The sequence below is a fragment of the Stutzerimonas stutzeri genome, from assembly GCF_002909485.1.
Lineage (GTDB): Bacteria > Pseudomonadota > Gammaproteobacteria > Pseudomonadales > Pseudomonadaceae > Stutzerimonas > Stutzerimonas stutzeri_AH.
The window spans coordinates 226,310-249,594 of record NZ_PPXG01000002.1 but is presented as its reverse complement, the minus strand read 5'-3'; the positions used below and the strand labels follow the sequence as shown (position 1 = coordinate 249,594).

Annotated in this window: 14 protein-coding genes; 3 read left to right on the top strand and 11 right to left on the bottom strand. The window is 62.9% G+C overall.

What is annotated here, in order from left to right:
- Positions 1-29 precede the first annotated feature (29 nt).
- On the top strand, positions 30-1,592 hold the full coding sequence (locus tag CXK91_RS04740; protein WP_103455183.1) for a sulfite reductase subunit alpha: 1,563 nt from the start codon (positions 30-32) through the stop codon (positions 1,590-1,592).
- Between the two features lie 102 nt (positions 1,593-1,694).
- Here the strand turns inward: CXK91_RS04740 and CXK91_RS04735 are convergent, their stop codons facing one another.
- From CXK91_RS04735 to CXK91_RS04705, 7 genes are all read right to left on the bottom strand, one after another.
- Positions 1,695-2,792: an alpha-hydroxy acid oxidase gene (locus CXK91_RS04735; RefSeq protein WP_336439608.1), complete on the bottom strand. Its 1,098-nt coding sequence runs from the start codon at positions 2,790-2,792 to the stop codon at positions 1,695-1,697.
- Between the two features lie 2 nt (positions 2,793-2,794).
- Entirely contained in the window at positions 2,795-3,472 is a 678-nt protein-coding gene (locus CXK91_RS04730) for a Fe2+-dependent dioxygenase (RefSeq protein ID WP_103455182.1), read from the bottom strand.
- A 68-nt stretch (positions 3,473-3,540) separates the two neighbouring features.
- A complete protein-coding gene (locus tag CXK91_RS04725; protein ID WP_103455181.1) occupies positions 3,541-5,826 on the bottom strand; it encodes a catecholate siderophore receptor Fiu in 2,286 nt (761 codons plus the stop codon).
- A gap of 471 nt (positions 5,827-6,297) precedes the next feature.
- A complete protein-coding gene (locus CXK91_RS04720; RefSeq protein WP_103455180.1) occupies positions 6,298-7,680 on the bottom strand; it encodes an efflux transporter outer membrane subunit in 1,383 nt (460 codons plus the stop codon).
- Between the two features lie 11 nt (positions 7,681-7,691).
- Positions 7,692-9,629 carry a MacB family efflux pump subunit gene (locus tag CXK91_RS04715; protein ID WP_103455179.1) on the bottom strand — a complete coding sequence of 646 codons (1,938 nt, stop codon included), beginning with the start codon at positions 9,627-9,629 and terminating at the stop codon, positions 7,692-7,694.
- 10 nt (positions 9,630-9,639) lie between these two features.
- On the bottom strand, positions 9,640-10,845 hold the full coding sequence (locus CXK91_RS04710) for an efflux RND transporter periplasmic adaptor subunit (RefSeq protein WP_103455178.1): 1,206 nt from the start codon (positions 10,843-10,845) through the stop codon (positions 9,640-9,642).
- 261 nt (positions 10,846-11,106) lie between these two features.
- Complete coding sequence (locus CXK91_RS04705) at positions 11,107-12,270, bottom strand: type III PLP-dependent enzyme (RefSeq protein WP_103455177.1); 1,164 nt, start codon at positions 12,268-12,270, stop codon at positions 11,107-11,109.
- Between the two features lie 405 nt (positions 12,271-12,675).
- Here CXK91_RS04705 and CXK91_RS04700 point away from each other — a divergent pair, with 405 nt between their 5' ends.
- Together CXK91_RS04700 and CXK91_RS04695 are read left to right on the top strand one after the other, a co-directional pair.
- Positions 12,676-14,259, top strand: coding sequence for a peptide chain release factor 3 (locus CXK91_RS04700; RefSeq protein ID WP_103455176.1), 1,584 nt, complete (start codon positions 12,676-12,678; stop codon positions 14,257-14,259).
- A gap of 117 nt (positions 14,260-14,376) precedes the next feature.
- Positions 14,377-14,772 (top strand): endonuclease domain-containing protein, encoded by a 396-nt coding sequence (locus CXK91_RS04695; protein ID WP_103455175.1) that lies wholly within the window; start codon positions 14,377-14,379, stop codon positions 14,770-14,772.
- A gap of 252 nt (positions 14,773-15,024) precedes the next feature.
- Here the strand turns inward: CXK91_RS04695 and CXK91_RS04690 are convergent, their stop codons facing one another.
- The 4 genes from CXK91_RS04690 to ptsP form a co-directional block, all read right to left on the bottom strand.
- Positions 15,025-17,418: a membrane-bound PQQ-dependent dehydrogenase, glucose/quinate/shikimate family gene (locus CXK91_RS04690; RefSeq protein ID WP_103455174.1), complete on the bottom strand. Its 2,394-nt coding sequence runs from the start codon at positions 17,416-17,418 to the stop codon at positions 15,025-15,027.
- A gap of 129 nt (positions 17,419-17,547) precedes the next feature.
- Complete coding sequence (locus tag CXK91_RS04685) at positions 17,548-19,287, bottom strand: PTS fructose-like transporter subunit IIB (RefSeq protein ID WP_103455173.1); 1,740 nt, start codon at positions 19,285-19,287, stop codon at positions 17,548-17,550.
- A gap of 20 nt (positions 19,288-19,307) precedes the next feature.
- A complete protein-coding gene (gene pfkB / locus CXK91_RS04680) occupies positions 19,308-20,246 on the bottom strand; it encodes a 1-phosphofructokinase (RefSeq protein ID WP_103455172.1) in 939 nt (312 codons plus the stop codon).
- The gene (gene ptsP / locus CXK91_RS04675; protein WP_103455171.1) at positions 20,246-23,125 is read right to left on the bottom strand and encodes a phosphoenolpyruvate--protein phosphotransferase; all 2,880 of its coding nucleotides are present in this window, start codon (positions 23,123-23,125) and stop codon (positions 20,246-20,248) included. The genes pfkB and ptsP overlap by 1 nt, the downstream gene beginning before the upstream one ends.
- Positions 23,126-23,285 lie beyond the last annotated feature (160 nt).

The following is a 23,285-nucleotide window of genomic DNA, read 5'->3' as shown; positions in this document are numbered from 1 at the left end:
ATCCGAGCTACAGCTGATTGCTGGATACCATGACACCCTCACCCACCCCACTCTTTCAGCGCTACTGGCCCGTGCTCGCCTGCCTGGTGCTGGCTGGCGCGCTGCTGTGGCTGCAACCTCCACGGGAGATCAGCGCTGGCCTGACCGTACTCGCCTGGCTGGGCGTCTGCTTTCTCAGTCGCAAGCCACGTGCGGACTTCAGCCAAACCGGCGAACTCTGGGTCGCTTACGCCAGCCAGGGCGGCCAGGCGCGCGAAATCGCCGAACGCAGCGCGGGCCAGCTCCGCATGGCAGGTATTGAAGCCCAGGCCGTGCCAATCGACACACTGACGTCGGAGCGACTCGCCAAGCGCCAGCGCTTGTTGTTGGTGGCCAGCACCTATGGAGAAGGCGAAGCGCCAGACCATGCCGCCCGCTTCCAACGCTGGCTGGACGGCGTTCGCATTGATCTGGGCCAGATCGACTACGCCCTGCTGGGTCTAGGCGACAGCCATTACCCGCAGTTCTGCGGTTTCGCCCATCGCCTGGACAGCCAGCTGCAGCGTCTCGGCGCTCGACCGCTGTTCGACCGCCTCGAGGCCGACCGTTGCGATCCCACCGTACTGCGCCAGTGGCAGCAGCAGCTCGGCCTGTTGGCGGGTCAGCGAGACTTCGCCGATTGGCAGGCGCCGGCCTACCAGAGCTGGCGCCTGGAGGCACGGCATTGCCTGAACCCCGGCAGTCAGGGGCGCCCGGCTTTCCACCTGCAGCTGCGCCCCCCGGCCGATGTGCCACTGCCCAACTGGCAGGCCGGCGATATCGCGGAAATAGGCCCCTGCCAGCCGCCTGAGAAGGTCGCCGCGCTGCTACGAGCGCTCGAACTGGAAGGCCAACAAATCCTCAGCGAGGGTCAATCGCTGATCGAGCAGCTGGCGCGCTGCCGGCTACCGGATGATCCGGGGCCCCTGCACGGGCTGAACGCCGATGCCCTTCTGCAAGCGCTGCCGCGCCTGCCCCATCGCGACTATTCGATCGCCTCGCTACCCGCGGACGGCGCGCTTGAGCTACTGGTACGCCTGCAGCAGGATGCCGTGGGCAATCTCGGTCTGGGTTCCGGCTGGCTTTGCCAGCACGCGACGCTGGGTGCTGCTATTGACCTGCGCATCCGCGCCAACCCGGCCTTTCGCCTGGAGGCCGACAGTGGTCCACTGATCCTGATCGGTAACGGCACCGGTCTGGCCGGCCTGCGCGCCCACCTGCACGAGCGCCAGCAGTTGGGGCAGCATGGCCACTGGCTGCTGTTCGGCGAACGCAGTGCCGCCTGTGACATGTTCTTCGAGAGCGAACTATGCGCCTGGCAGCGTAGCGGCCATCTGGCCCGCCTCGACCTGGCCTTTTCCCGAGATCAGGCTCAGCCTGTCTACGTGCAGCATCTGCTACGCGACGCGGCCGATGAGTTGCGCAGTTGGATCGAGGGGGGAGCAAGCCTGCTTGTATGCGGTAGCCTCAAGGGCATGGGTGAGGACGTCGACGCGCTACTGCACGGCCTGCTCGGTCAAAAGCAGGTCGCCGCGCTGCGTGAAGCCGGCCGCTACCGGCGCGATCTATATTGAGCCGCGTGCCCATCCACCACCGCTAATGATCGCGGCTGTGTGGAATCCTCGAGCGCTCCAGCGCGCCGCAATGGGTATTACACAGCCCCGCTGGAGGCATGCCTATACTCGCCGCAGCGCCTCCGGGGTGACGCTGGCGAGATCTCGGCACCCGCATAGCGCCATGGTCACTTCCAACTCCTCACGCAGCAGCCTGAGCAGGTGCGCCACGCCGAGCGCGCCGGCCGTGGCCAGTGCGTGGACGTAGGGTCGCCCGATCAATACCGCATCAGCTCCAAGGGCCAACGCCTTGAACACATCACTGCCACGGCGAATGCCGCCATCCACCAACACAGGTACGTCCGCGCCCAACTCGGCGCGGATCGCCGTTAGCGACTTGATCGCCGGCCAGTTCGAGTCCAGCACGCGACCGCCATGATTTGAGACGATCACTCCGGTCGCTCCGGCTTGCACCGCCAGACGTGCATCCTCGACATGCAGAATGCCCTTGAGCACCACAGGCAGGCGGCTGCGCTCGCACAGCCAGGCGACGTCCTCCCACCTCGGCGCCACGGCCATCAACCCATCGAACACCGCACTGCCGCCATCTGCCACCGAGGGCAAGTGCACCGCCGGCTCGACATTGATCGCGCGGATTTCTGCCGGCAACCGGAACCCCGCCCGCTGCTCGCGATTACGTACCCCGGAAACCGGCGCGTCCACGGTCAGCACCAGCGCTCGGTAACCGACCGCTTCGGCACGCTGCGCCAACGCCAGGGTATCCGGGCCGTTGCCCTGCCAGTAGAGCTGGAACCACAACGGCCCCTGCCCCACCTCAGCCACATCTTCCAGGCGACTGGAGGCGAAGGAGCTGAGCACTGCCGCGCCGCCCATCACGCCAGCGGCCAACGCACTGGCTCGCTCGCCTTCATCGTGGAACAGGTGCTGGTAGGCAATCGGCGCCAGCACAATGGGGTGCTGCAACAAGTCGCCGAGTAGCTGGCAACGGGTATGACCACCGCGCAGGTCGCGCAGCATCCGGGGAATCAGCGCCCAGTCCTGCCATGCCTGCAAGTTGGCCTGGCAGGTCAGCTCATCGGCGGCGCCGCCCTGCAGGTAGGCCAGGGCATTGGCATCCAACCGGGACTCGGCATAGCGCTGGTAATCGCAAGCTGCGACCAGATCGGCAGGTATTTCGCTCAGCGGCGGCAGGCGCATCATGCTCACTCGCTCCATTGACGCAGCAGATTGTGATAGGTGCTGGTCAGGCCGAGAACCTCCTCGCTATCACCCAGCTGGGTGCGCAACTTGAGGATGTTCATGTCCAGTTCGAACAACAGCTTACGTTGCCAGGCGTCGCGCACCCAGCTCTGCGTCCAAAGAAACGAAGCGATACGCGCGCCCTGGGTGACCGGCTCAACGCGGTGCAGACTGGTGGCCGGATAGACGATGGCATCGCCGGCCGCAAGCTTCACCTCGTGTTCGCCATAGGTGTCCTCGACGATCAGCTCACCGCCTTCGTATTCCTCCGGCTCACTGAGGAATACCGTCGTAGAAACGTCCGTGCGCACCTGTAAGCCGCTGAAACGATCGCGCTGCAGGGCGTTGTCGACGTGATTACCGTAGCGTCCGCCGGCGCTGTAGCAATTGAACATCGGCGGAAGTACGTGGCGCGGCAGCACCGCCGAGACGAACAACGGATGGCGGCCCAAGGCACCAGCGACGCGCTGGGAGAGTCCGGCGAACGCAGGTGACTCGACAGGGAACTGTAAGTTGTCCTTTAAGGCTGCGGCCTGCGCGCCAGAGCTTTGCCCGCCATCGACCCAGTCGTGAGCCGCGAGCTCGGCACGTAACGCAGCGACTTCCTGCTTGCTCAATACTTGCGGGATATGCAGCAACATCTGAAATCTCCTGCGTTGAACGCAAGAAGCCCGCGCAATGCGCAGGCCTCCGGCGACACGGATGCAGATTAGAAGGTGAACTCTGTGGTGAGCATCGCCGAACGCGGCGTACCGAGGCGAGCGCGGGCACCACTGTTGTTCAGGGATTCGATGTACTCCTTGTCGAACAGGTTGTACACGTTCAGCCGTAGATTGACGTTCTTGTTCAGACGGTATGCGGCCATGGCGTCCGCCACCCAGTAGGACGGGATTTCCGGCATGTTCTGGGTATTGCGATCAACCCCAGAGGCGATTACCCGATCCTGCTCGGAGACATAGCGTGCACCGCCACCCAAAGTGAGATCGCCCAGCGTATAGGAGGTCCAGAGGGTTGCAGTCAGGTCAGGCGACCAGCGCACGCCGGTGTTCTCGGTCACTCCGTTGGTAGCACTGAAGCTGGCCTGATCGATCTGCTTGGTTTTCATATGGGCGATGCCAGCGGAAACCTGCCAGAAATTGCTCAACTGGCCGACTACGCCCAGCTCTATGCCGTCAACTCGGGTTTTGCCTTCCTGAAAATATTGGGCAGTGAAGGAGTCGTAGCTGACCTGGTTTTCGTTCTCGGTGCGATAGGCTGCCAGAGTCAGTGCCAGACGCTGATCGAGCAGATCCCATTTGGTGCCAAGTTCAACGTGGCGTGTTTCCTGCGGCTCCAGGCCGACCTGCTCGTTGGACGACGAGGTCGCTGTATTGGCGACCAGGTTGAAGTTGCCACTACCCGGCGGCGTCATCGAGTTGGCGTAGGACAGATAGATACTGCCGTTTTCAAGTGGCTTAAACACTACTCCGGTGTTCCAGCTGGTCAGGTCGCCCGACTCGTAACCGTTGCCCGGCACGCGGGAGCCGGCGGTGATGGCGACGCTGTCGGTCTCGGTACGGAAGTGTTCGAAACGCACACCGCCGTTGAGCGCCCATTGCTGGTTCAGGTGCAGGGTGTCGAAGACATACAGTGCTGCCGTCTTGGTCTGGCCATCGGTATAAGCCCCAGTCTTGTATGGATCACCCAATGCGTCGTGGGCGCTCGGATCGTACAGATTCGCCGGTGGGACCGGCACGGCCGGATACGCCACACCATCGATAGTCTGGGCGGCGGTAGCGTAGCTACGATTGAGCTGCTTTTCGCTCATCAGCTCAAGCCCCGCAGCCAGCTCGTTGCGTAAGCCAAAAGTATCGAACTCGGCGTTCAGGCTAGTCTGGTTGGCGAGAATCTCGTTTTCCTGATCGATCACCTGACGCGAGCGAGACACCGTCCAGCTGCCTGGATCGGCTGTGGGCGCAGCCATGGCATTGATACCGGTAAGGACGCGATCATTGTTGCTGCGTCCCCAACGCGACAGGTTGCGTACGGTCAGAGCGTCGTTGACGTCGTGCTCGATCTTGATGGTGAACATGTCGCCATCGATACGCTCATAGTCGCCCTTGGCGCCGTAGTAGTTCTCGCTATCTACCTTGCCGCCAGCGTTCAGCCGCGCGGCCTGGGTAGCGTTGGAAAGGGTGCTGTGGAAGCCGTTCATGCCAATGGTCGGGATCCCGCCATCCGGCGTGTTGTCCTGGCGCACGTGCTGCGAGTAAAGATATACGCGAGTAGGTGTATCGAGGCCGAAAGCCAGCGAGGGCGCCACGCCATAGCTGCTGTTATCCACATAGTCCCGGCCGTCCACATCGCCGTCGCGGCGCATCAGGTTCAGCCGGAAGGCCGAGCTGTCGCCCAACTGTCGGTTGATGTCGGCGGTAAGGTTGCTCTTGTCCGACGTACCGTAGCCGACAGTGGCGAATATTTCGTCGGTCAGTGTCGGCAGCTTGGAGATGAGATTGATGTAGCCGGAGGAAGCACCACGACCGATGTCGGAGCCGGCCGCGCCCTTGACTACCTCGACCTGCTCCAGATTGAACACATCGCGGCTCACTGCCCCCAGGTCACGCACGCCATCGACGAAGGTCGACTGCTGAGTGGAAAAGCCGCGCATCATGAAGGTGTCGCCGGCGGCGGTATTGCCGTTTTCACCGAGCTGCATGGTGATGCCGGGGGTATTGCGCAACGCCTCCATCAGGCTATTGGCACCCTGCTCGCGCAGCATCTCCTTCTTGATCACTTGTACCGTCTTGGGCGTATCCAGCAGCGGCTGGGTCAGTTTGGTGTTGGCGCTCTTGCTGGCCTTGTAGGGCGCTTCGGCTTTGGACGTCACGACCATTTCAGGAAGATCCACCCCCTTTTCGCCCTCGCTCGCTTGCGCAACGGCCAATGCCGGTAGGGTCGCCGCGATCAACGCGGCCAGATGATTGACGTGATGGTGCTTGCGACTACGAATTGTCATTGTTATCCCCAAGTAAGAAAGCTCGCGTCCATTAGCGCGCAGCACGCAACAGAACGTTACACATGCAAAGCGGCGCGGATGCTAATCATTCTTATACGCAATAGCAATAAGATGTCTTTACATCTTTTACACCACCTTGGCCGCCCGCTTTCTCCGAGCACTGGTGGGCCCGTGAAGATGCCCGTTTTTGCAGCTCCATCGCGCTCCACGGCACGACCAAGCCCCCGCTGCGATGACCCGGCCTAAATGCAAAAACCCGCTCAGGGCGGGTCTCGGGTATCAAACACATCGGTACGGTAAGGAAGGCGTTGAACGCACCCGCAGGCAGCGCGTTCAACGATTGCTGGCAGCACGCTACCTGAACATCGCATACGGGCCTTCTGCTACGCGGCGCCGTGTCTGTTCCTGCACCCAGCAACCCCCATCAGCCATGACAAGCCTGCGGGTATGCCAGTAATTGATCCGGCCGTTTCATCCAGCCCCGAAGCCGCCACCAAGCACCTTGTACAGCTGCACATGGTTTTGCAGTTGCGTCGAACGGCTCTGCTGCAGCGAATCACGGGCAGAGAAGAAGCTCTGCTGAGCGCTGAGTACGGTGAGAATGTCCGCGGCGCCAGCACGATACTGCGCCTCGGCAAGTTGGAATGCCCGCTCGGCATGAGCCAGCACCCGCGCCTGGCTTTCACTCTGCTGTTGGCCCTCGCGCACGGCAATCAGCGCATCCTCGACCTCTCGCAGGGCAATCAACACCGTCAACCGATAGCTTTCCGTCAATTCCTGATAGCGCGCCTCGCTAAGCTGAACCTGCCCGCGCAGGGCGCCGCCACGGAAGATCGGCTGCAACAGCGAGGCACCGACCGAATTGGCCAGATTGCTGGAGGAGAACAGGTTGGAGAAAACGTCCGCGCTGTAGCCGCTGGAGCCACTCAGCGACAAGCTCGGCAACAGCGCTGCACGGGCCACGCCGATATCGGCATTGGCTGCTCGCAAGCGCGACTCGCTGACGCGGATATCCGGGCGACGCAGTAGTAGCTCGCTTGGCAGGCCGGTCACGATGGCCTCGGGTAGTTGCAAGGGATCCAGGCTGGTGCCCTGAATCTGCGCGGCGAAGCCCTGTGGCGCCTCACCGAGTAGCAACGCCAGGGCATTTTCCGCGGTTTGGCGCTGCTGTCGCAGGCCAGGTATGGCCGCTCGACGCTGTTCGACCAGGGTCAGCTGCTGCAATAAATCGAGTTCGCTGCCAGCACCCAGGCGCACCCGCGCTTCAACCACCTGCAACACCTCTTCCGCGTTGGCCAGGTTGTCGACGGCAATGCGCTCACGCTCGCGTAGTTCCAGCAGTTTGAAGTAGCTGGTCGCCACCGCACCCGATAAGGTCAGGGCCACGCCGTCGCGGTCATAGGCAGTGGCCACCGCCCCCAGCTCAGCACTTTCTACGCTGTTGCGCTTGCTCCCCCAGATATCCAACTCGTAGCTGATCGACAGGCCGGATGAGAAGCCTTGGCTAACGCCACCACCGGCAGCGTCAGCGGCGAAGTTGCGGTTGCCGCCAAGACTGGCATTGACCGTTGGTAACAACGGCGCGCCGGCGATACGTGCCTGTATATCGGCCTGACGCACTCGGCTCATAGCCATCGCCAGATCCAGATTGCCGGACTCGGCACGCTGGACTAGCGTCGTCAATTCTGCGCTGCCGAACACTTGCCACCAGTCGGCGGCGGGCCATTGCCCGACGGTCTGGGCCTGTTCCCAGGCATCCGGAAGGTCGCCCTGAGGGGGCTGGTAATGTGGCGCCAGGCTGCAACCGCTGAGCAACAGCGCTGCACCCACAAGCAGGTAAAGGTTCTTGTGCATGACGGTTTGCCTCAATCGGATGCCAGGGCGATTACGGGGTCCAGATGTGCCGCCTTGCGCGCCGGCATAAGGCCGAACAGCAAACCGGTAGCGAAGGCGCAACCAAAGGCCAGCAGCACCGGGGCCAGGGTGAACTGCACAGAAGTGCCCAGCGCCTGGATCAGCCAGGCTGCGGCCAACCCGAGCAGCACGCCGAGCAGTCCGCCGATGGCCGACACTACCAGTGCCTCGGTGATGAACTGTTGAAGGATATTGCCGGTACGCGCCCCGGTGGCCATGCGAATGCCGATCTCTCGGGTACGCTCGGTCACGTTGACCAGCATGATATTCATCACCCCTATGCCACCCACCAATAGAGAGATCGCGGCGATAGAGCCAAGTAACACGGTCAGGGTGTCCTGGGTTGCGGTCATAGCATCGAGCAAGGATGCCGTGTTACGAATCTGGAAATCCTCCACACCGTTATGTCGATCGAGCAACAATTGGCGAATGGTGGCTTCGGTCTCGTCGATGCGACCGATATCGTCGATATAGGCGGTAATGCTCTGCACGTAGCGCTGCCCGAACAACCGCAGGCTGCCCGTGGGGAACGGCACCAGCGCGACGTCATCCTGATCCTGGCCCCAGGGCGTGGCGCCCTTGGCAGCCATCACGCCGATGACCTGGAACGGTACGTTCTGGATAAGCAGGTAGCGCCCCACCGGGTTCTCACCGGGGAAGAGGTTCTTCGCCACGGTTTGGCCGATCACTGTCACGGGCTGGTACGACCGCTCGTCCTCAGCGGTGAAGAATGCTCCCTGAGCCACGGGCCATTCGCGCACTTGGGGCATGCCGGCATTGGTAGCGGTGACACTGGTCTTGTAGTCGATATTGCCGCTGCGCAGGGTGACGCTGCCCTGCAGTTCACCCAGGGCGTCGCGTACGTTGTCCAGCTCAGCCAGCGCCCCGGCGTCTTCGGCGGTCAAGGTGGCGGTCACCCCATCGGCCGAGCGCGGCATGTTCGGCGCGCCGGGACGAATCGAAAGCAGGTTGGTGCCCATGGCGCTGATACGCTCGACCACATCCTGGCGGGCGCCATTGCCTACGGCCAGCATGGCAACCACCGACGCCACACCAATGACGATGCCGAGCAGCGTCAGCACGGTTCGGAACAGGTTGGCCCGCAGCGCCCGTCCGGCCATGCGTACGGCCTCTCCGACATCCGCCAGCCAAGCCCTCGGCGGGGTGGTGTCGGCTCTGACAACCAGGGGTTCTCCGCGGCTCGCGCAGGCACCGCTGTCGGCGACGATACGTCCGTCGCGAATTTCGACCAGACGCTCGGCGTGTGCCGCCACATCGCGGTCGTGGGTAATGATGATCACCGTCTTGCCGGCAGCGCTGAGCTCCTTGAGCAGCTCCAACACCTCGCGCCCACTCTTGCTGTCGAGCGCCCCTGTGGGTTCGTCGGCAAGGATCACCTCGGCGTCGTTCATCAGCGCTCGGGCAATCGATACCCGCTGCTGCTGGCCACCGGATAACTGGCTGGGACGATTGCGCAAACGCTCGCCAAGGCCCAGGCGCGTCAGCAAGGCTGCAGCGCGGGCATGCCGCTCGGCGCTTGGCGTACCGGCGTAGATGGCGGGGATTTCTACGTTCTCCAAGGCATTGGCATTGGCGATCAGGTTGTAGCTCTGGAACACGAAGCCGAATGCCTCGCGGCGCAGAGCAGCGAGTTCATCGGTGCCCAACTCGTCCACGGCCCGTCCGGCAAAACGGTAATCACCACTGCTCGGCCGATCCAGACAGCCAAGAATGTTCATCAGGGTGGTCTTGCCGGAGCCGGAGGCGCCCATGATGGCGACGAACTCGCCACGCTGGATGTTCAGCGACACTCCATGCAGCACCTGAATCGCCAGCTCCCCACTGTTGTAGGAGCGACAGATATCGCGCAACTCGATCAACGCACTCATGTCGGCATCCTCAGAACCGTGGCCCGCCCGCAGGCCCCATACGCCGCGGTCCCTGTCCAGTGCCCTGTTGCCCTTGGGCGTTGGCCGGCCGGGACGGCGCAACAGCAGAAACAAGCCGATCCCCCTCGCTCAACCCGTCGAGTACCTGAGCGCTGACCCGGTCACGCAATCCGATCAGCACTTCGCGCTCCTCTGGCTTGCCATTGGCCAGCACCTGCAGGCGGAACAGCCGCCCCTCATCTGCGGGACGACCACGCATGCCCTGCAACAGACTGGCCGGCACAGTCAGCACGTTGTCGGCCTTGGCGTTGACGAAGAACACCTGAGCCGTCATTTGCGTCATCAGGGCGCCGTCGGGGTTGTCCACATCGAATTGGGCGTTGTACAGCACCACGTTATTGGTCACCGTCGGCGTCGGCAGGATCTGGCGCAGACTCGCCTGCCAGCGCTGCTCATGCCCCAGGGTGGTGAAATACACCGGCATGCCGGCACGCAGACGCCCGACATCGGCCTCGGAAACCTGGGTGTCGACGGTCATCCGGCTCAAGTTGGCAACCTGCACGATTACCGGAGCCTGCTGGTTGGCGTTGAGGGTTTGCCCCTGCTTGGCCGATTGCGATACCACGGTGCCGCTCATTGGCGCGTAGATCTTGGTGTATTCGAGATTGGTTCGATCTTCCTCAAGGCTCGCCTCGGTCTGCGCGATCTGCGCCTGCAGCGCCTCAATCTGCGCCTCACGCACCTGCACTTCGGCCTCGGCGCTCTGCAGCGCTTCCTCACTGGTGGCCTTCTCGCGGAACAGGGCCTGTTGCCTGCGGTACTGCAGCTGGGCAAGACGCAGCTGGGCCTGAGCCTGCTTGAGCTGGGCGCGCTGATTGGTCAGTTGTGCTTCGCTGGCCAGCACCTTGGCCTGAAACAGGCGCGGGTCTATCTCTGCGAGCAGCTGCCCCTCTTCCACCTCGTCTCCCAGCGCCACGTGCAGCTTGAGCAGTTGCCCGGAAACCTGAGTGCCGACATCCACGTAGTCGAGTGGCTGCAAAGTCCCAAGGGCCGTGATGCTGTCCTCGATGTTGCCGTAACCGACCGTAAGCGCAGATACACTGCTGGCCGCACGCGCATCCTGCTGCTGCAGCCAGTAGGCACTGCCGCCTCCCGCCAAGATCAACAGCAGAGCGATGGGAATGATGCGACGTTTACGGAAGAACGGAGCTGGCATTACGGATGACTCGCATGAGCAAGGGGTTCAGGACGCTCATGCTAGGTAGCCATCATTCAGGGAAAAAGCAGGTAGAGGGTAAAGGTCCGGTAAAGACCTTGAGCTGCGCAGCTTTCGAATATTTTTCCGGCCAATCGCCGCCCGATCACAACAATCCAAAGGCCATTGCCACATCCGGCTCACCACGTTGCATCCAATATCAGCCCGCCCAAAAACGCAAAAAACCCGCCGGAAAGGCGGGTTTCTTGAATGACGCGAGGCTTAGATGTAGTAAGCCTTCAGCGGCGGGAAGCCGTTGAACTCCACTGCGCTGTAGCTGGTGGTGTAAGCACCGGTGGACAGCCAGTACAGGCGGTCACCAATGGCCAGGTTCAGCGGCAGGCCGTACTTGTAGTTCTCGTACATGATGTCCGCGCTGTCGCAGGTCGGACCCGCGATTACCACTTCCTCCACTTCGCCCTTCTTCTCGGAGTAGATCGGGAACTTGATGGACTCATCCATGGTTTCGATCAGGCCACTGAACTTGCCCACATCGACATACACCCAGCGCTCAACGGCGGTGCGCGACTTACGCGCCACCAGCACCACTTCGCTGACCAAGATGCCGGCGTTAGCGATCAGCGAACGGCCTGGCTCGAGAATGATTTCTGGCAGCTCATCACCGAAGTCTTCCTTGAGGAAGCGAATGATTTCTTCAGCATAGGTTTCAAGGCTGTTGGTGCGGGTGATGTAATTGGCCGGGAAGCCGCCACCCATGTTGATCATCTTCAGCTCGATGCCGTCTTCTTCCTTCAGACGCTCGAAGATCACCTTGACCTTGGCGATGGCTGCGTCCCATACGGAAATGTCGCGCTGCTGCGAGCCGACGTGGAACGAGATGCCGTAGGGTTCCAGCTTCAGCTGACGGGCGAGGATCAACAGATCCATGGCCATGTCGGTCTGGCAGCCGAACTTGCGCGACAGCGGCCAGTCGGCGGTGGTCGAGCCTTCGGTCAGGATCCGTACATAGACTTTCGAGCCCGGAGCAGCCTTGGCGATATTGCGCAGGTCAGCCTCGGAGTCGGTGGCGAACATGCGCACGCCCTTCTCGTAGAAGTAGCGAATGTCTTTGGATTTCTTGATGGTGTTGCCGTAGCTGATGCGCTCCGGACCGACGCCACGGGACATGACCTTGTCCAGCTCGTAGATCGAGGCGATGTCGAAGTTCGAGCCCTTGTCACGCAGCAGGTCGATGATTTCCACCGCAGGGTTGGCCTTGACGGCGTAGTACACGCTGGCAAATTCGAAACCGGCACGCAGGTCGTCGTAGGCCTTGCTGATGGTTTCGGTATCGATCACCACGAAGGGAGTTTCGTGCTGGTCGGCGAACGCCTTCATCTTCTGGAAGGTGGCGCGGGGGTAATAGTCTTCGATCTTGACCGTCATGCGTGGGACTCCAAAAAACGGGAAACAAAAGTCGGATGAGGGATGGAGGGCATCAGCCCTGACAAGAACGCCTGATCAGTTTCCCCACTTTGGTTCGCCTACTTCCCAAGGCATGTCGCCGAGTATCACGGGGATCTCTCGTCGTCAGTACTTGAGCCGGATGGATCGTTGCCAGCATGGACGTTCGGGCGCGAACTTTAGGACCAAGGGGGGCATAGATCAATCAAAAAAACGTCCCTGGGTTGCATCCGTTTCGAGATGTTGTCGATTCAAAACAAAGCGTCACGGAAACTGCACAAATCGGCGATTTCCGCTGCCGTGCGAGCCGCAGCGAAATTCATTTACCGCTATAATCGCCGCCTTTTTTGACAGACCGACTACTCGTCGACGGGTTCCTTAATTCCGATGACCACTCAGGCCGCCGAAGTCGCGAAGCGCCGTACCTTCGCCATCATCTCGCACCCCGATGCGGGCAAGACCACCATCACCGAGAAGCTGCTGCTGATGGGTAAGGCGATCGCGATCGCCGGCACCGTGAAGTCGCGAAAATCCGACCGCCATGCCACCTCCGACTGGATGGAAATGGAGAAGCAGCGCGGCATCTCCATCACCACCTCGGTGATGCAGTTCCCCTACCGCGATCATATGATCAACCTGCTCGACACTCCCGGCCACGAAGACTTCTCGGAAGACACCTACCGCACCCTGACCGCGGTGGACAGTGCACTGATGGTGCTCGACGGCGGCAAGGGTGTCGAACCGCGAACCATCGCGCTGATGGACGTCTGCCGCCTGCGCGACACGCCCATCGTCAGCTTTATCAACAAGCTCGACCGCGACATCCGCGATCCTATCGAACTGCTCGACGAAATCGAGGCGGTGCTCAAGATCAAGGCCGCGCCGATCACCTGGCCGATCGGCTGCTACCGCGATTTCAAAGGCGTATACCACCTCAAGGATGACTACATCATCGTCTACACGCCGGGCCACGGGCATGAGCGCACCGACGTCAAGATCATCCAGAATCTGGATTCCGACGAAGCACGCCTGCACATCGGCGACGACTACGACCGCTTCGTCGAGCAGCTGGAGCTGGTCCAGGGCGCCTGCCATGAGTTCGACCAGGACGAATTCCTCAGCGGTCAGCTGACCCCCGTGTTCTTCGGTACCGCACTTGGCAACTTTGGCGTGGATCATGTGCTCGACGCCGTCGTCGACTGGGCGCCGCGTCCGCTGGCGCGTGCAGCCAACGAGCGGGTGGTCGAGCCGGTCGAGGAAAAATTCACCGGCTTCGTGTTCAAGATCCAGGCGAACATGGACCCCAAGCACCGCGACCGCATCGCCTTCATGCGCATCTGCTCGGGCAAGTATGAGAAAGGCATGAAGCTTCGCCATGCGCGCATCGGCAAAGACATCCGCATCGCCGACGCCCTGACCTTCTTCTCCAGCGAGCGCGAGATGCTGGAGGAAGCCTACGCCGGCGACATCATCGGCCTGCACAACCACGGCACCATCCAGATCGGCGACACCTTCACCGAAGGCGAGAACCTCGGTTTTACCGGTATCCCGCACTTCGCCCCGGAGCTGTTCCGCCGCGTGCGATTGAAGGACCCGCTGAAGTCCAAGCAGCTGCGCCAGGGTCTGCAGGAACTCGCCGAGGAAGGCGCGACCCAGGTGTTCTTCCCCGAGCGCAACAACGACATCATTCTCGGCGCGGTCGGCGTGCTGCAGTTCGACGTCGTCGCCAGCCGCCTGAAAGAGGAATACAAGGTCGAGTGTGCCTATGAGGCGATCAACGTCTGGTCGGCGCGCTGGATCGAGTGCGATGACAAGAAGAAACTCGAAGACTTCACCAACAAAGCCTACGAGAACCTCGCCATCGACGGCGGCGGCCACCTGACTTACCTGGCGCCGACCCGGGTGAACCTGAGCCTGATGGAAGAGCGCTGGCCGGATGTGAAATTCAGGGCGACGCGCGAGCATCACTAATGCCGGAAATGCGGCTGCTGCGTATAGCGGGCGCATTTGATAGGGCACCGCCGCGAGGCTGCGCCCACTGGACCTCTTGCAAGGATGCGAGAGCCCCGCTTTCCACAAGGAAGTGATATGCCCACCGAACGCCGCTCTGCGCAACAGCTCCAGTTCGCCAGAAGTCTTCGAGGCCAACTCACTGATTGCGAGCGCCTGCTGTGGCGACGGCTGCGCAATCGGGGTTTAGCCGGATTCAAATTTCGCCGGCAGCATCCGTGCCCACCCTATGTCCTGGACTTCTACTGTGCAGAGTTGCGGCTTGTAGTTGAACTCGATGGCGGTCAGCACTTCGACGAAGCTGGCCTGGCGAAGGACCGTTTGCGCACGGCCTACCTGCAGCACCACGGGCTGGAGGTTCTACGCTTCAGCAATCTGGATGTGATACGGAATCTAGAGGGTGTCCTGGCTGAAATCTTGAGCTGGATTGAGACCCATACCCCTCTCCCCAATGGGGAGAGGGAGCCGGATTGAGGCGGCCGGATCACTTGTATTCATGCAGACGTTGCAGAGCAAGCGAGGGGCGTGAGCACGGGCTGCCCATCAAGCAGTTGCAACAACCCTCAGCACGCTCTCATCCCAGCGCCCAATCCTGGCGTTAGCCGATCCACCAAGCTGAAATCCAACCCGGTCCAGTCCCCTCTCCCCTCTGGGGAGAGGGCTAGGGTGAGGGGCTGGTGGCTATGTCGAGCGCCGCGGTCGACGTCGCCACCTGCCCCGCTTCACCTACTCCTCAAGCGTCCACGCCATCAGTGAATCACCGAGCTTGGTGCCGAACGAACCATGCCCACCGGCCATCTGCACCACGTACTGCTTGCCGCTTTTCTCGGACACGTAGGTCATCGGTGTGGCCTGGCCACCCGCGGGCAGGCGCCCCTTCCAGAGCTCCTTACCGGTCTGCAGGTCATAGGCGCGCAGGTAGTAATCCAGCGTACCGCTCATGAAGCCTACGCCACCGGCCGTGATGATCGGGCCGCCCAACGCTGGCGTGCCAACCGGGAACGGAATGCCCAGTGGGGCACTGTCGCGGCTGGTGCCATTCTTGTGCATCCAGACCTTTTTCATGCTGCGCAGATCCAGCGCGGTGACGAAGCCCCATGGCGGCGTCTGGCATGGCAGGCCGAGAACAGACATGAACGGCTCCAGCCGTACCATATACGGCGCCCCGAGGTTTGGCTGCAGCCCGGTCTCGCCACCGCCGGTACGCTCATCGGGGTCAACGTCGCTGCGCTTCACCATGGTCGAGACGAATGCCAGGTAATTCGGCGCACCAAACAGCAGCTGCCGGCTCGGATCGACCGCTACCGATGGCCAGTTGAACGTGCCGACGTTGCCCGGATAGATCAACGAACCCTGCTCGGACGGTGGCGTGAAGTCACCGTCGTAACGCAGCTTGCGGAACTGGATGCGGCACATCATCTGGTCGAGCGGTGTACCACCCCACATGTCGCGTTCGCGCAGCGGCGCTTCCGGCGCATAGCTCACAGCGGATGCGGGCTGGGTCGGTGCGGTGAATTCGCCGTAGTCCGTGCCCTGGGGTACGGGCACCTCTTCGACCGGCACGATAGGCTCACCGGTGCGACGGTCGAGCACATAGAGGTCGCCACGCTTTGTGGGCTGGATGATGGCCGGTACCTTGCCCTGCGGCCCGTTGATGTCGACCAACGTCGGTTGCGAGGGCAGGTCGCGATCCCAGAGGTCGTGGTGCACGGTCTGGAATTCCCAGCGCACCTTGCCGGTCGCCAGGTCCAGCGCTACCAGCGTGTCGGTGAAGCGTTCCGACTCAGGCGTGCGCGGTTCCGCCCACTGGTCCGGGGTCTGGTTGCCCGTGGGAATGTAAACCAGGCCAAGCGATTCGTCGGCAGTGGCGATGGTCCAGGAATTCGGCGTACTGCGTACGTAGGTCTCACCGGGCGATAACGGCTCAGTTGCGTCCGGATTGCCTGGATCGAAATTCCACACCAACTCGCCGCTGCGTACGTCATAGGCGCGGATTACGCCGCCAGGTGAGTCCACCGCACCGTTATCAGTGATGGAGCCGCCGACAATGACCAGCTTCTCGGTCACTACCGGTGGTGAAGTCGGCAAGTAGACACCTAGCGCACCCTCGCCCAGGCCGGTCTTCAGGTCCACCACGCCGGCATCACCGAACTCCTCGCAGGGCTTGCCGTCCTCGACATCCAGCGCGACCAGGGTGCCGTCGTTGGTCGGTAGAAACAGGCGGCGCTCGCAGCGCGCAACGGGCCGCTCGGACGGCGCCGTCGCTGCGGGGCCGTAGGCCGTGGCGTCATGGAACGCCAAGCCGCGGCAGGTCATGTGCTGGTAGTACTCGGCATCGCGATTGATGCTCGGGTCGAAACGCCAGCGCTCTTCACCGCTGTCGGCATCGACAGCGATGGCGATGCTGTGCGGCGTGCAGATGAACAGATTGTCGCCAACCTTCAACGGCGTCACCTGATAAGTGATCTCGCCAGGGTCACCCTCGCCGGAAAGATCACCGGTGTGAAACTCCCAGGCTTTCTTCAGCTTGCCAACATTCTCTGGAGTGATCAGATCAGCCGTCGAGTAGCGATCGCCGCGGGCGGAGCCGCCATAGGCTCTCCATTCGCTGGCAACCTGGCCGGCCTGCCCTTCAGGGTTCAGGCCCTGCATCTGCGCGTCGCTGAATTCGCCCGTGATTGAGTGGTAATCCTGGGTCAGCGAGTAGCCTGCGATCAGCGCGCCGGCCAGCAGCCCCAAGCCAAGCAGGCCGCTGGCGCCATCACGCCAGACCAGCCGATCGCCGACGTTGCGATTGACGAAAGGCAGAATCAGCCAGAGCCCAAGGATGCACCAGAGATCGATCCGCGGCGCCAACTGCCACCAGTCGAAGCTGACTTCGTACAGCGTCCAGGCCAGCGTTGCCAGCAGCAGCACCGCGTATAGCCAGATCGCGGCGCGGCGCCGAGCGAATAACAGCCCGGCCACGACCAGCAACCCGATGCCTGCCAGCAGGTAATACCAGGAGCCACCCAATGTCGCGAGGTAGCCGCCGCCGATCGCCATCAGCACCCCCAGCAGCAGAACCACCGCGGCAGTCAGGGTAATTCGCATGGGCCGCGGCCCGTAATCGATACTCATGCAACGCTCTCCAGCCGGTTCATACAAAAACAAAAAGCAAAAAAGCCGGCGAAACTTCCTGACACAAAGTCTCGCCAGCTATCAATGGATACGATGGATGGGGCTTAGTTCAGCCGTTTCGGCTAACCGTTACGCCGTCGCCCCAACACTGAGTGGCTGTGTCTCGGGCCGCTTGATCACTGCGTAGATCACCCCCGTCACCAGGCTGCCGGCGAGGATCGCCAGCAGATACAGCAGCGCGTGATTGATGGCGTTAGGAATCAGCAGCACGAACAGCCCGCCGTGGGGCGCCAGCAGCTTTGCACCGAAGGCCATGGACAGCGCGCCGGTCAGCGCACCACCGGCGATGCTGGCCGGAATCACCCGCAGCGGGTCTTTCGCGGCAAAAGGAATCGCCCCTTCTGAGATGAAGCAGCAGCCCAGCACCAGCGCTGCCTTGCCGGCTTCACGCTCGGTCTGGGCGAACTTGCGCCGGGCGATGAGCGTGGCAATGCCCATGCCGATTGGCGGCACCATCCCCGCCGCCATGGTGGCGGCCATCGGCGCATAGCTCTGTGACGCGAGCAGCCCGACGGAGAAGGCATAAGCGGCCTTATTGACCGGCCCGCCAAGGTCGACGCACATCATGGTGCCGAGCAGCAGCCCGAGCAGGATGGCGTTGGATGTGCCCATGGTGTCGAGGAATTCCGTAAGCCCAGCAAGCATCTTCGCCACCGGCGTGCCGACCACGTAGATCATCACCAGTCCAGTGACCAGGCTCGCCAACAGCGGAATGATCAGGATCGGCTTGAGCGATTCGATACTCGCTGGCAGGGGAATCCAGCGACTGACCGCCTTGGCTGCGTAACCGGCGACGAAACCGGCGATGATGCCGCCGATGAAGCCCGCACCGAGGGTGCCGGCGAGCAGGCCGCCGATCATGCCCGGTGCCAAACCAGGACGGTCCGCAATGGAATAGGCGATGTAGCCGGCCAGTAGAGGCACCATCAGCTGAAAGGCCGTTTCGCCGCCGATCTTCATTAAGGCAGCGGCTAGCGTGCCCTCTTCCTTGAACGCCTCAATGCCGAATACGAATGACAGCGCGATCAGCAAACCGCCGGCCACCACCATCGGCAGCATGTAGGACACGCCGGTCAGCAGATGCTTGTAGACGCCGGTCTTCTCGCCCTTCTGCTCACCGCCACCCGTGCTGGCAGCGGCGCCTCCAGCTAGCACCGCGCCCTCTTCCAGCGCGCGATCCAGCGTCGCATCAGGCTGCTTGAGCGCAACGCCGGTGCCGCAGCGGAAGACGCGCTTACCGGCGAAGCGGGCCACATCCACCTCGATGTCTGCAGCCAATAGCACCACGTCGGCCGCGGCGATGGCGCCCGCTTCCAGCACATTGCGCGCGCCCACCGATCCGCGGGTTTCAACCTGCAGGTCGTAGCCCTTACGAACCGCAGCCTGCTGCAGCGCTTCGGCCGCCATAAAGGTGTGTGCTACACCGGTCGGGCAAGCGGTGATGGCGACAAGTTTGGGCTTGCCGCTGGTATGCGCGGCGTCCGCTTCGTCAGCCTGCTGCAGCTCGCTGGCGCTGTCCGCGGCATTGCGCAGGAAGCCTTCCGGGTCGAGCAGCGCTTCGGATGGCGTTGATTGCGCGACGCGTTTGCCAATGAAGCGCTGCAATGACAGCGGCCCGGTTTTCACCACGATCACCAGGTCAGCATTGGCGATCTGTGCAGGCGTCAGCGGCGAGCCAATGGCCTTGGGGTCGTGGACTTCCACGGCAGTCGACCAGCCCAGACGATGGGCCGCCGCTTCAAGCAGGCGTGACGTCAGCACGCTGGTGACCATTCCGTTGGGGCAGGCCGTAACGATGAGAAGATTCATTCCTTCACCTCTTATTCGAGTTATTGGCTCAGCGGCTGGAGACGCACTGCGGCCTGGAGTTCGGCCAGTTGCGCCGTATCAGTGATGCCAAAGCCGACCTGCCCAACCGCCTGCGCGGCGATGGCGGTGGCGTGTGTGAGGGTCCGCTCGGCCGGCCAGCCTTCCAGCAGACCGTGGAGCATGCCGGCCAGCAGTGAGTCGCCCGCACCGACGGTGCTGACGACCTGAACCTTGGGCGGCTGGGCATGCAGCGCCGCGCTCGGCGAGAACCAGCTGACGCCATTGGCGCCCTGCGAAACCACCACGTGCTCGATGCCTTCGGCTTGCAGTCGTCGCGCTTCGGCCAGCAGCGCCGAAGAACCGGTGAGATCAACGCCACGGGCCTCGGCCAGCTCCTCCTCGTTGGGCTTGATCAGCCACGGCCGGGTCGCCAGCCCGTCACGCAACGCGGCGCCGCTGGTATCCAGCGCCACCCGCACGCCGAGCTCTTTGAGCGAGTTCAGCAGCTGGACGAACCACTGACTGTCGATGCCACGCGGCAGGCTGCCGGCTACGACCACGAGGTCATGAGCAGGCGCCAGCCGCTGGAGCCGAGCCAGCAGCTCATCGCACTGCCCCTCGCTCACGGCGAGCCCCGGGCCATTGATATCGGTGACCCGCCCATCCGTCTCGGCCAGCTTGAGGTTGCTGCGGGTTTCACCGGCGACACGGACGAACTCATCAGTGAAGTCCCGCGCGGCGAACAGCTGTTCGAAGGCTTGCGGATTAGATTCCCCAAGAAAACCGGTGACGGTCAGCTGATGGCCGAGATCGGCCAGCACCTGCGCGACGTTCAGCCCCTTACCGGCGGCATGCACCTGCAGGCTTTCACTGCGATTGACCTCGCCCATGCGCAGCGACGGCAGCTGCACGGTCAGGTCCAGGGCCGGGTTGAGGGTGACGGTCAGCACGCGAGCCATCAGCAGTGCTCCCCGACGAAGGCGCGGACTTCATGGGCGCCAGGCAGCATCAAGGCTTGTTGAGCCAGTCGTTGGCAGGTGGCGAAATCCAGCTCGCGGACGCGCGCCTTCACCAGTGCAATGCTGCGCGCCGACACGCTCAGCTCATCCACGCCCAGTCCCACCAGCATCGGCACCGCCAGCGCGTCGGCAGCCAGCTCGCCACAGACACCGACCCACTTGCCATGGGCGTGGGCCGCCTCGACCGTCATGCCGATCAGGCGCAACACCGCCGGATGCAGCCCGTCGGCCTGGCCGGAAAGCGTCGGGTGGCCGCGGTCGATGGCCAGGGTGTACTGGGTCAGGTCGTTGGTGCCGATACTGAAGAAGTCGACTTCCTGCGCCAGCACTGGCGCGATCAAAGCTGCTGAGGGGATCTCGATCATGATGCCGACCTGCAGATCGGCCACCGGCAGCTCCACGCGCAGGCGGTCGACCATGGCCTTGGCGGTGCGCCACTCGTCGATATTGCCGACCATGGGGAACATGATCCTCAGCGGGCGGCCATCAGCCGAAGCGAGCAAGGCACGCAGCTGGGTTTCGAGGATGTCCGGGCGTTGCAGGCTCAGGCGAATCCCGCGCACGCCAAGAAACGGGTTTTCCTCGGCTGGCATCGGCCAGTACGGCAGCGGCTTGTCACCACCGACGTCCAAAGTGCGCACCACCAGCGGCCGGCCGTCGAGGGCTTCCAGCACTCGGCGGTACTCGGCCTCCTGGGTTGCCTGATCCGGCGCCTGGGAATGGTTCATGAACACCAGCTCAGTGCGCAGCAGGCCGATGCCTTCGGCGCCCATCGCCACTGCTTCCGGGGTTTCGCCGGCCGCGCCGATATTGGCGGCGATCTCGACATGATGACCGTCACGAGTGATGGCCGGCTCCAGGCGACGCTCATTTGCCAGGCGCTTGCGTTCTTCGCGACTGGTACGTTCGCTGCGAGCCTGTTCCAGCTGCGCCTCGGTCGGCGACACCAGCAGCTCACCGCGCTCGCCGTCGAGCAGCAGCAGTGTGTTTGGCGCCAGCCCGAGCACACCCGGCCCGGCACCGACGATGGCCGGGATACCCAACGCACGGGCGATGATGGCGCTGTGCGAAGTGGCGCCGCCGCCAGCGGTAAGAATCCCCGCGACACGTTGGGCGTTCAGCGTGGCGACGTCCGAAGGCGCCACCTCGTCCATCACCAGGATGTAGGGTTCATCCGGAGCCTGATCGGCTTCGACACCGGCCAGGCAGGCCAGCACGCGGTGACCCACGTCACGCAGGTCGGCGGCCCGCTCGGCCAGCAGCTTGTCGTGCAAGGCCTCCTGCTGCTGCGCCGCGGTTTCGATTTCCTCCATCCAGGCTGCTTCGGCGCTCAATCCTTTTTGCAGACGCGCCTGGACTTCCTCGCGCAGCGCCGGGTCACGCAGCATGGCCTGATGGGTAGTAAAGATGTCGCGGATGCTGGCGACCTGACTCGCTTCGATCAGCTTGCCTATCTCGCCGTGCACGCTGTTCAGCGCGGCATCCAGCCGTTGCAGCTCCGCTGCAGGCGACTCGCCGCGCTTGGGGTAGTCGATCACCTGTGGTTTGCGCACCAGCACCGGACCGATGGCGATGCCGGGAGAAGCAGCAATGCCATTCACCTGATCGCCTGCGCGCAGGGCGGCTTGCTTGATGGCCGACTCATCGGGTTGCGTGGCTGTGACGGGTTGCTCCGTCTCACCCAGGGCCGGCAACGGCTCGACTTCTTCGCCCAACCCCTCTTCCACCGCACGCACCAGCGCCGGCAACGCATCGTCGGCAATGGCAGGTTCGGCCATAAATTCCAGCACCTGACCACGATGCGCACCCATGGCCAGCAGCTTGCTCAAGCTCTTGACCGATACCCCGGAGCTCTCGCTGCCAGCCAGCCGCACGCGGATATCGCCTTCGAACGCCTGGGCGATTTCGGTCAGCACCTTGGCCGGCCGCGCATGCAAACCATGGGCGTTGGCCAGCGGCACCTGGGCACTCGGCCAGTCTGCAGCCACTTCTCCGCCCAGCGCTTCGAGCACCGTGCGGCTGGAAGTCGCCTGACTCAGCTCCTGCCCGCGACCTTCGATCAGCAGATTGCATAGGCGCTCAAGCATCGCCCGATGCGCTTCGCCCAGGCTGGCGAGCACGAAAAGACCATTGAGGGGCTGGCCCTGGTGTTCAAGATTCGACGCGGGCGTGACGAACGCCAATCCAGGGCGCTGCACCGATTGCTCGCTGCTGAGCCACCAGAGGCCGTCACCCAGCGAAAGTGCCTGGCCAAGCGGCAGACTGGCATTGAAACCGGGCTCCACGCACTGGGCGCGCTTGAGCAACTTGACGCCCTGCCAGGCCAGCTCGTCGAAATCATCAGCGGTGACACCCAACGACACCAGTTCGCCGTCCAGTGCCAGCGCCTGCGGCGCGCCCTGCAGCAGGTCGATGATCGCTTCGGGGCTTTCGGCCTTCTGCAGCGCCTCGCTCAGATCACCCTCGCCGAGGGCTCGGGTCAGCAGTTGCAACAGGCGTAGATGTTCGTCCGAACGCGCAGCGATACCGATGGCGAGATAAACCAGTTGGCCATTGCCCCAATCGACCCCGGCTGGGAAATGCAACAGCCGTACGCCGGTGGTGAACACCTGATCTCGGGTTTCCGGCGTGCCGTGGGGAATCGCGATGCCCTGCCCGAGGAAGGTCGAGCCCTGCGCTTCGCGTGCGCACAGGCCGTCGTGATAACCGGGCGCCACCAGCCCATCGGCAACCAGTACCTCGCCAAGCAGGGCGAGGGCCGCGGGCTTGTCCGCCGCGTGCTGACGCATGTGGATGTGCTGGGCATTCAACTCAAGCATGGAGAACTCCTTGCGGGCTCGCGATTGTTTTTATACCGGCGGCGTGCGAACGACAGCACGCCGGCATGACCCGAATCCTGGGCTGGCGCTTATGACCGAACAGCTGCTGAAACGTTTCACCTAAGACTGGCACATTACGCAATATTGGGTAATTCTAGAA

Bases quoted from the DNA above. Each gene is read 5' to 3' on its own strand.
- CXK91_RS04740 (WP_103455183.1), top strand. From the start codon at position 30: ATGACACCCTCACCCACCCCACTCTTTCAGCGCTACTGGCCCGTGCTC.
- CXK91_RS04735 (WP_336439608.1), bottom strand. From the start codon at position 2,792: ATGATGCGCCTGCCGCCGCTGAGCGAAATACCTGCCGATCTGGTCGCA.
- CXK91_RS04730 (WP_103455182.1), bottom strand. From the start codon at position 3,472: ATGTTGCTGCATATCCCGCAAGTATTGAGCAAGCAGGAAGTCGCTGCG.
- CXK91_RS04725 (WP_103455181.1), bottom strand. From the start codon at position 5,826: ATGACAATTCGTAGTCGCAAGCACCATCACGTCAATCATCTGGCCGCG.
- CXK91_RS04720 (WP_103455180.1), bottom strand. From the start codon at position 7,680: ATGCACAAGAACCTTTACCTGCTTGTGGGTGCAGCGCTGTTGCTCAGC.
- CXK91_RS04715 (WP_103455179.1), bottom strand. From the start codon at position 9,629: ATGAGTGCGTTGATCGAGTTGCGCGATATCTGTCGCTCCTACAACAGT.
- CXK91_RS04710 (WP_103455178.1), bottom strand. From the start codon at position 10,845: ATGCCAGCTCCGTTCTTCCGTAAACGTCGCATCATTCCCATCGCTCTG.
- CXK91_RS04705 (WP_103455177.1), bottom strand. From the start codon at position 12,270: ATGACGGTCAAGATCGAAGACTATTACCCCCGCGCCACCTTCCAGAAG.
- CXK91_RS04700 (WP_103455176.1), top strand. From the start codon at position 12,676: ATGACCACTCAGGCCGCCGAAGTCGCGAAGCGCCGTACCTTCGCCATC.
- CXK91_RS04695 (WP_103455175.1), top strand. From the start codon at position 14,377: ATGCCCACCGAACGCCGCTCTGCGCAACAGCTCCAGTTCGCCAGAAGT.
- CXK91_RS04690 (WP_103455174.1), bottom strand. From the start codon at position 17,418: ATGAGTATCGATTACGGGCCGCGGCCCATGCGAATTACCCTGACTGCC.
- CXK91_RS04685 (WP_103455173.1), bottom strand. From the start codon at position 19,287: ATGAATCTTCTCATCGTTACGGCCTGCCCCAACGGAATGGTCACCAGC.
- pfkB (WP_103455172.1), bottom strand. From the start codon at position 20,246: ATGGCTCGCGTGCTGACCGTCACCCTCAACCCGGCCCTGGACCTGACC.
- ptsP (WP_103455171.1), bottom strand. From the start codon at position 23,125: ATGCTTGAGTTGAATGCCCAGCACATCCACATGCGTCAGCACGCGGCG.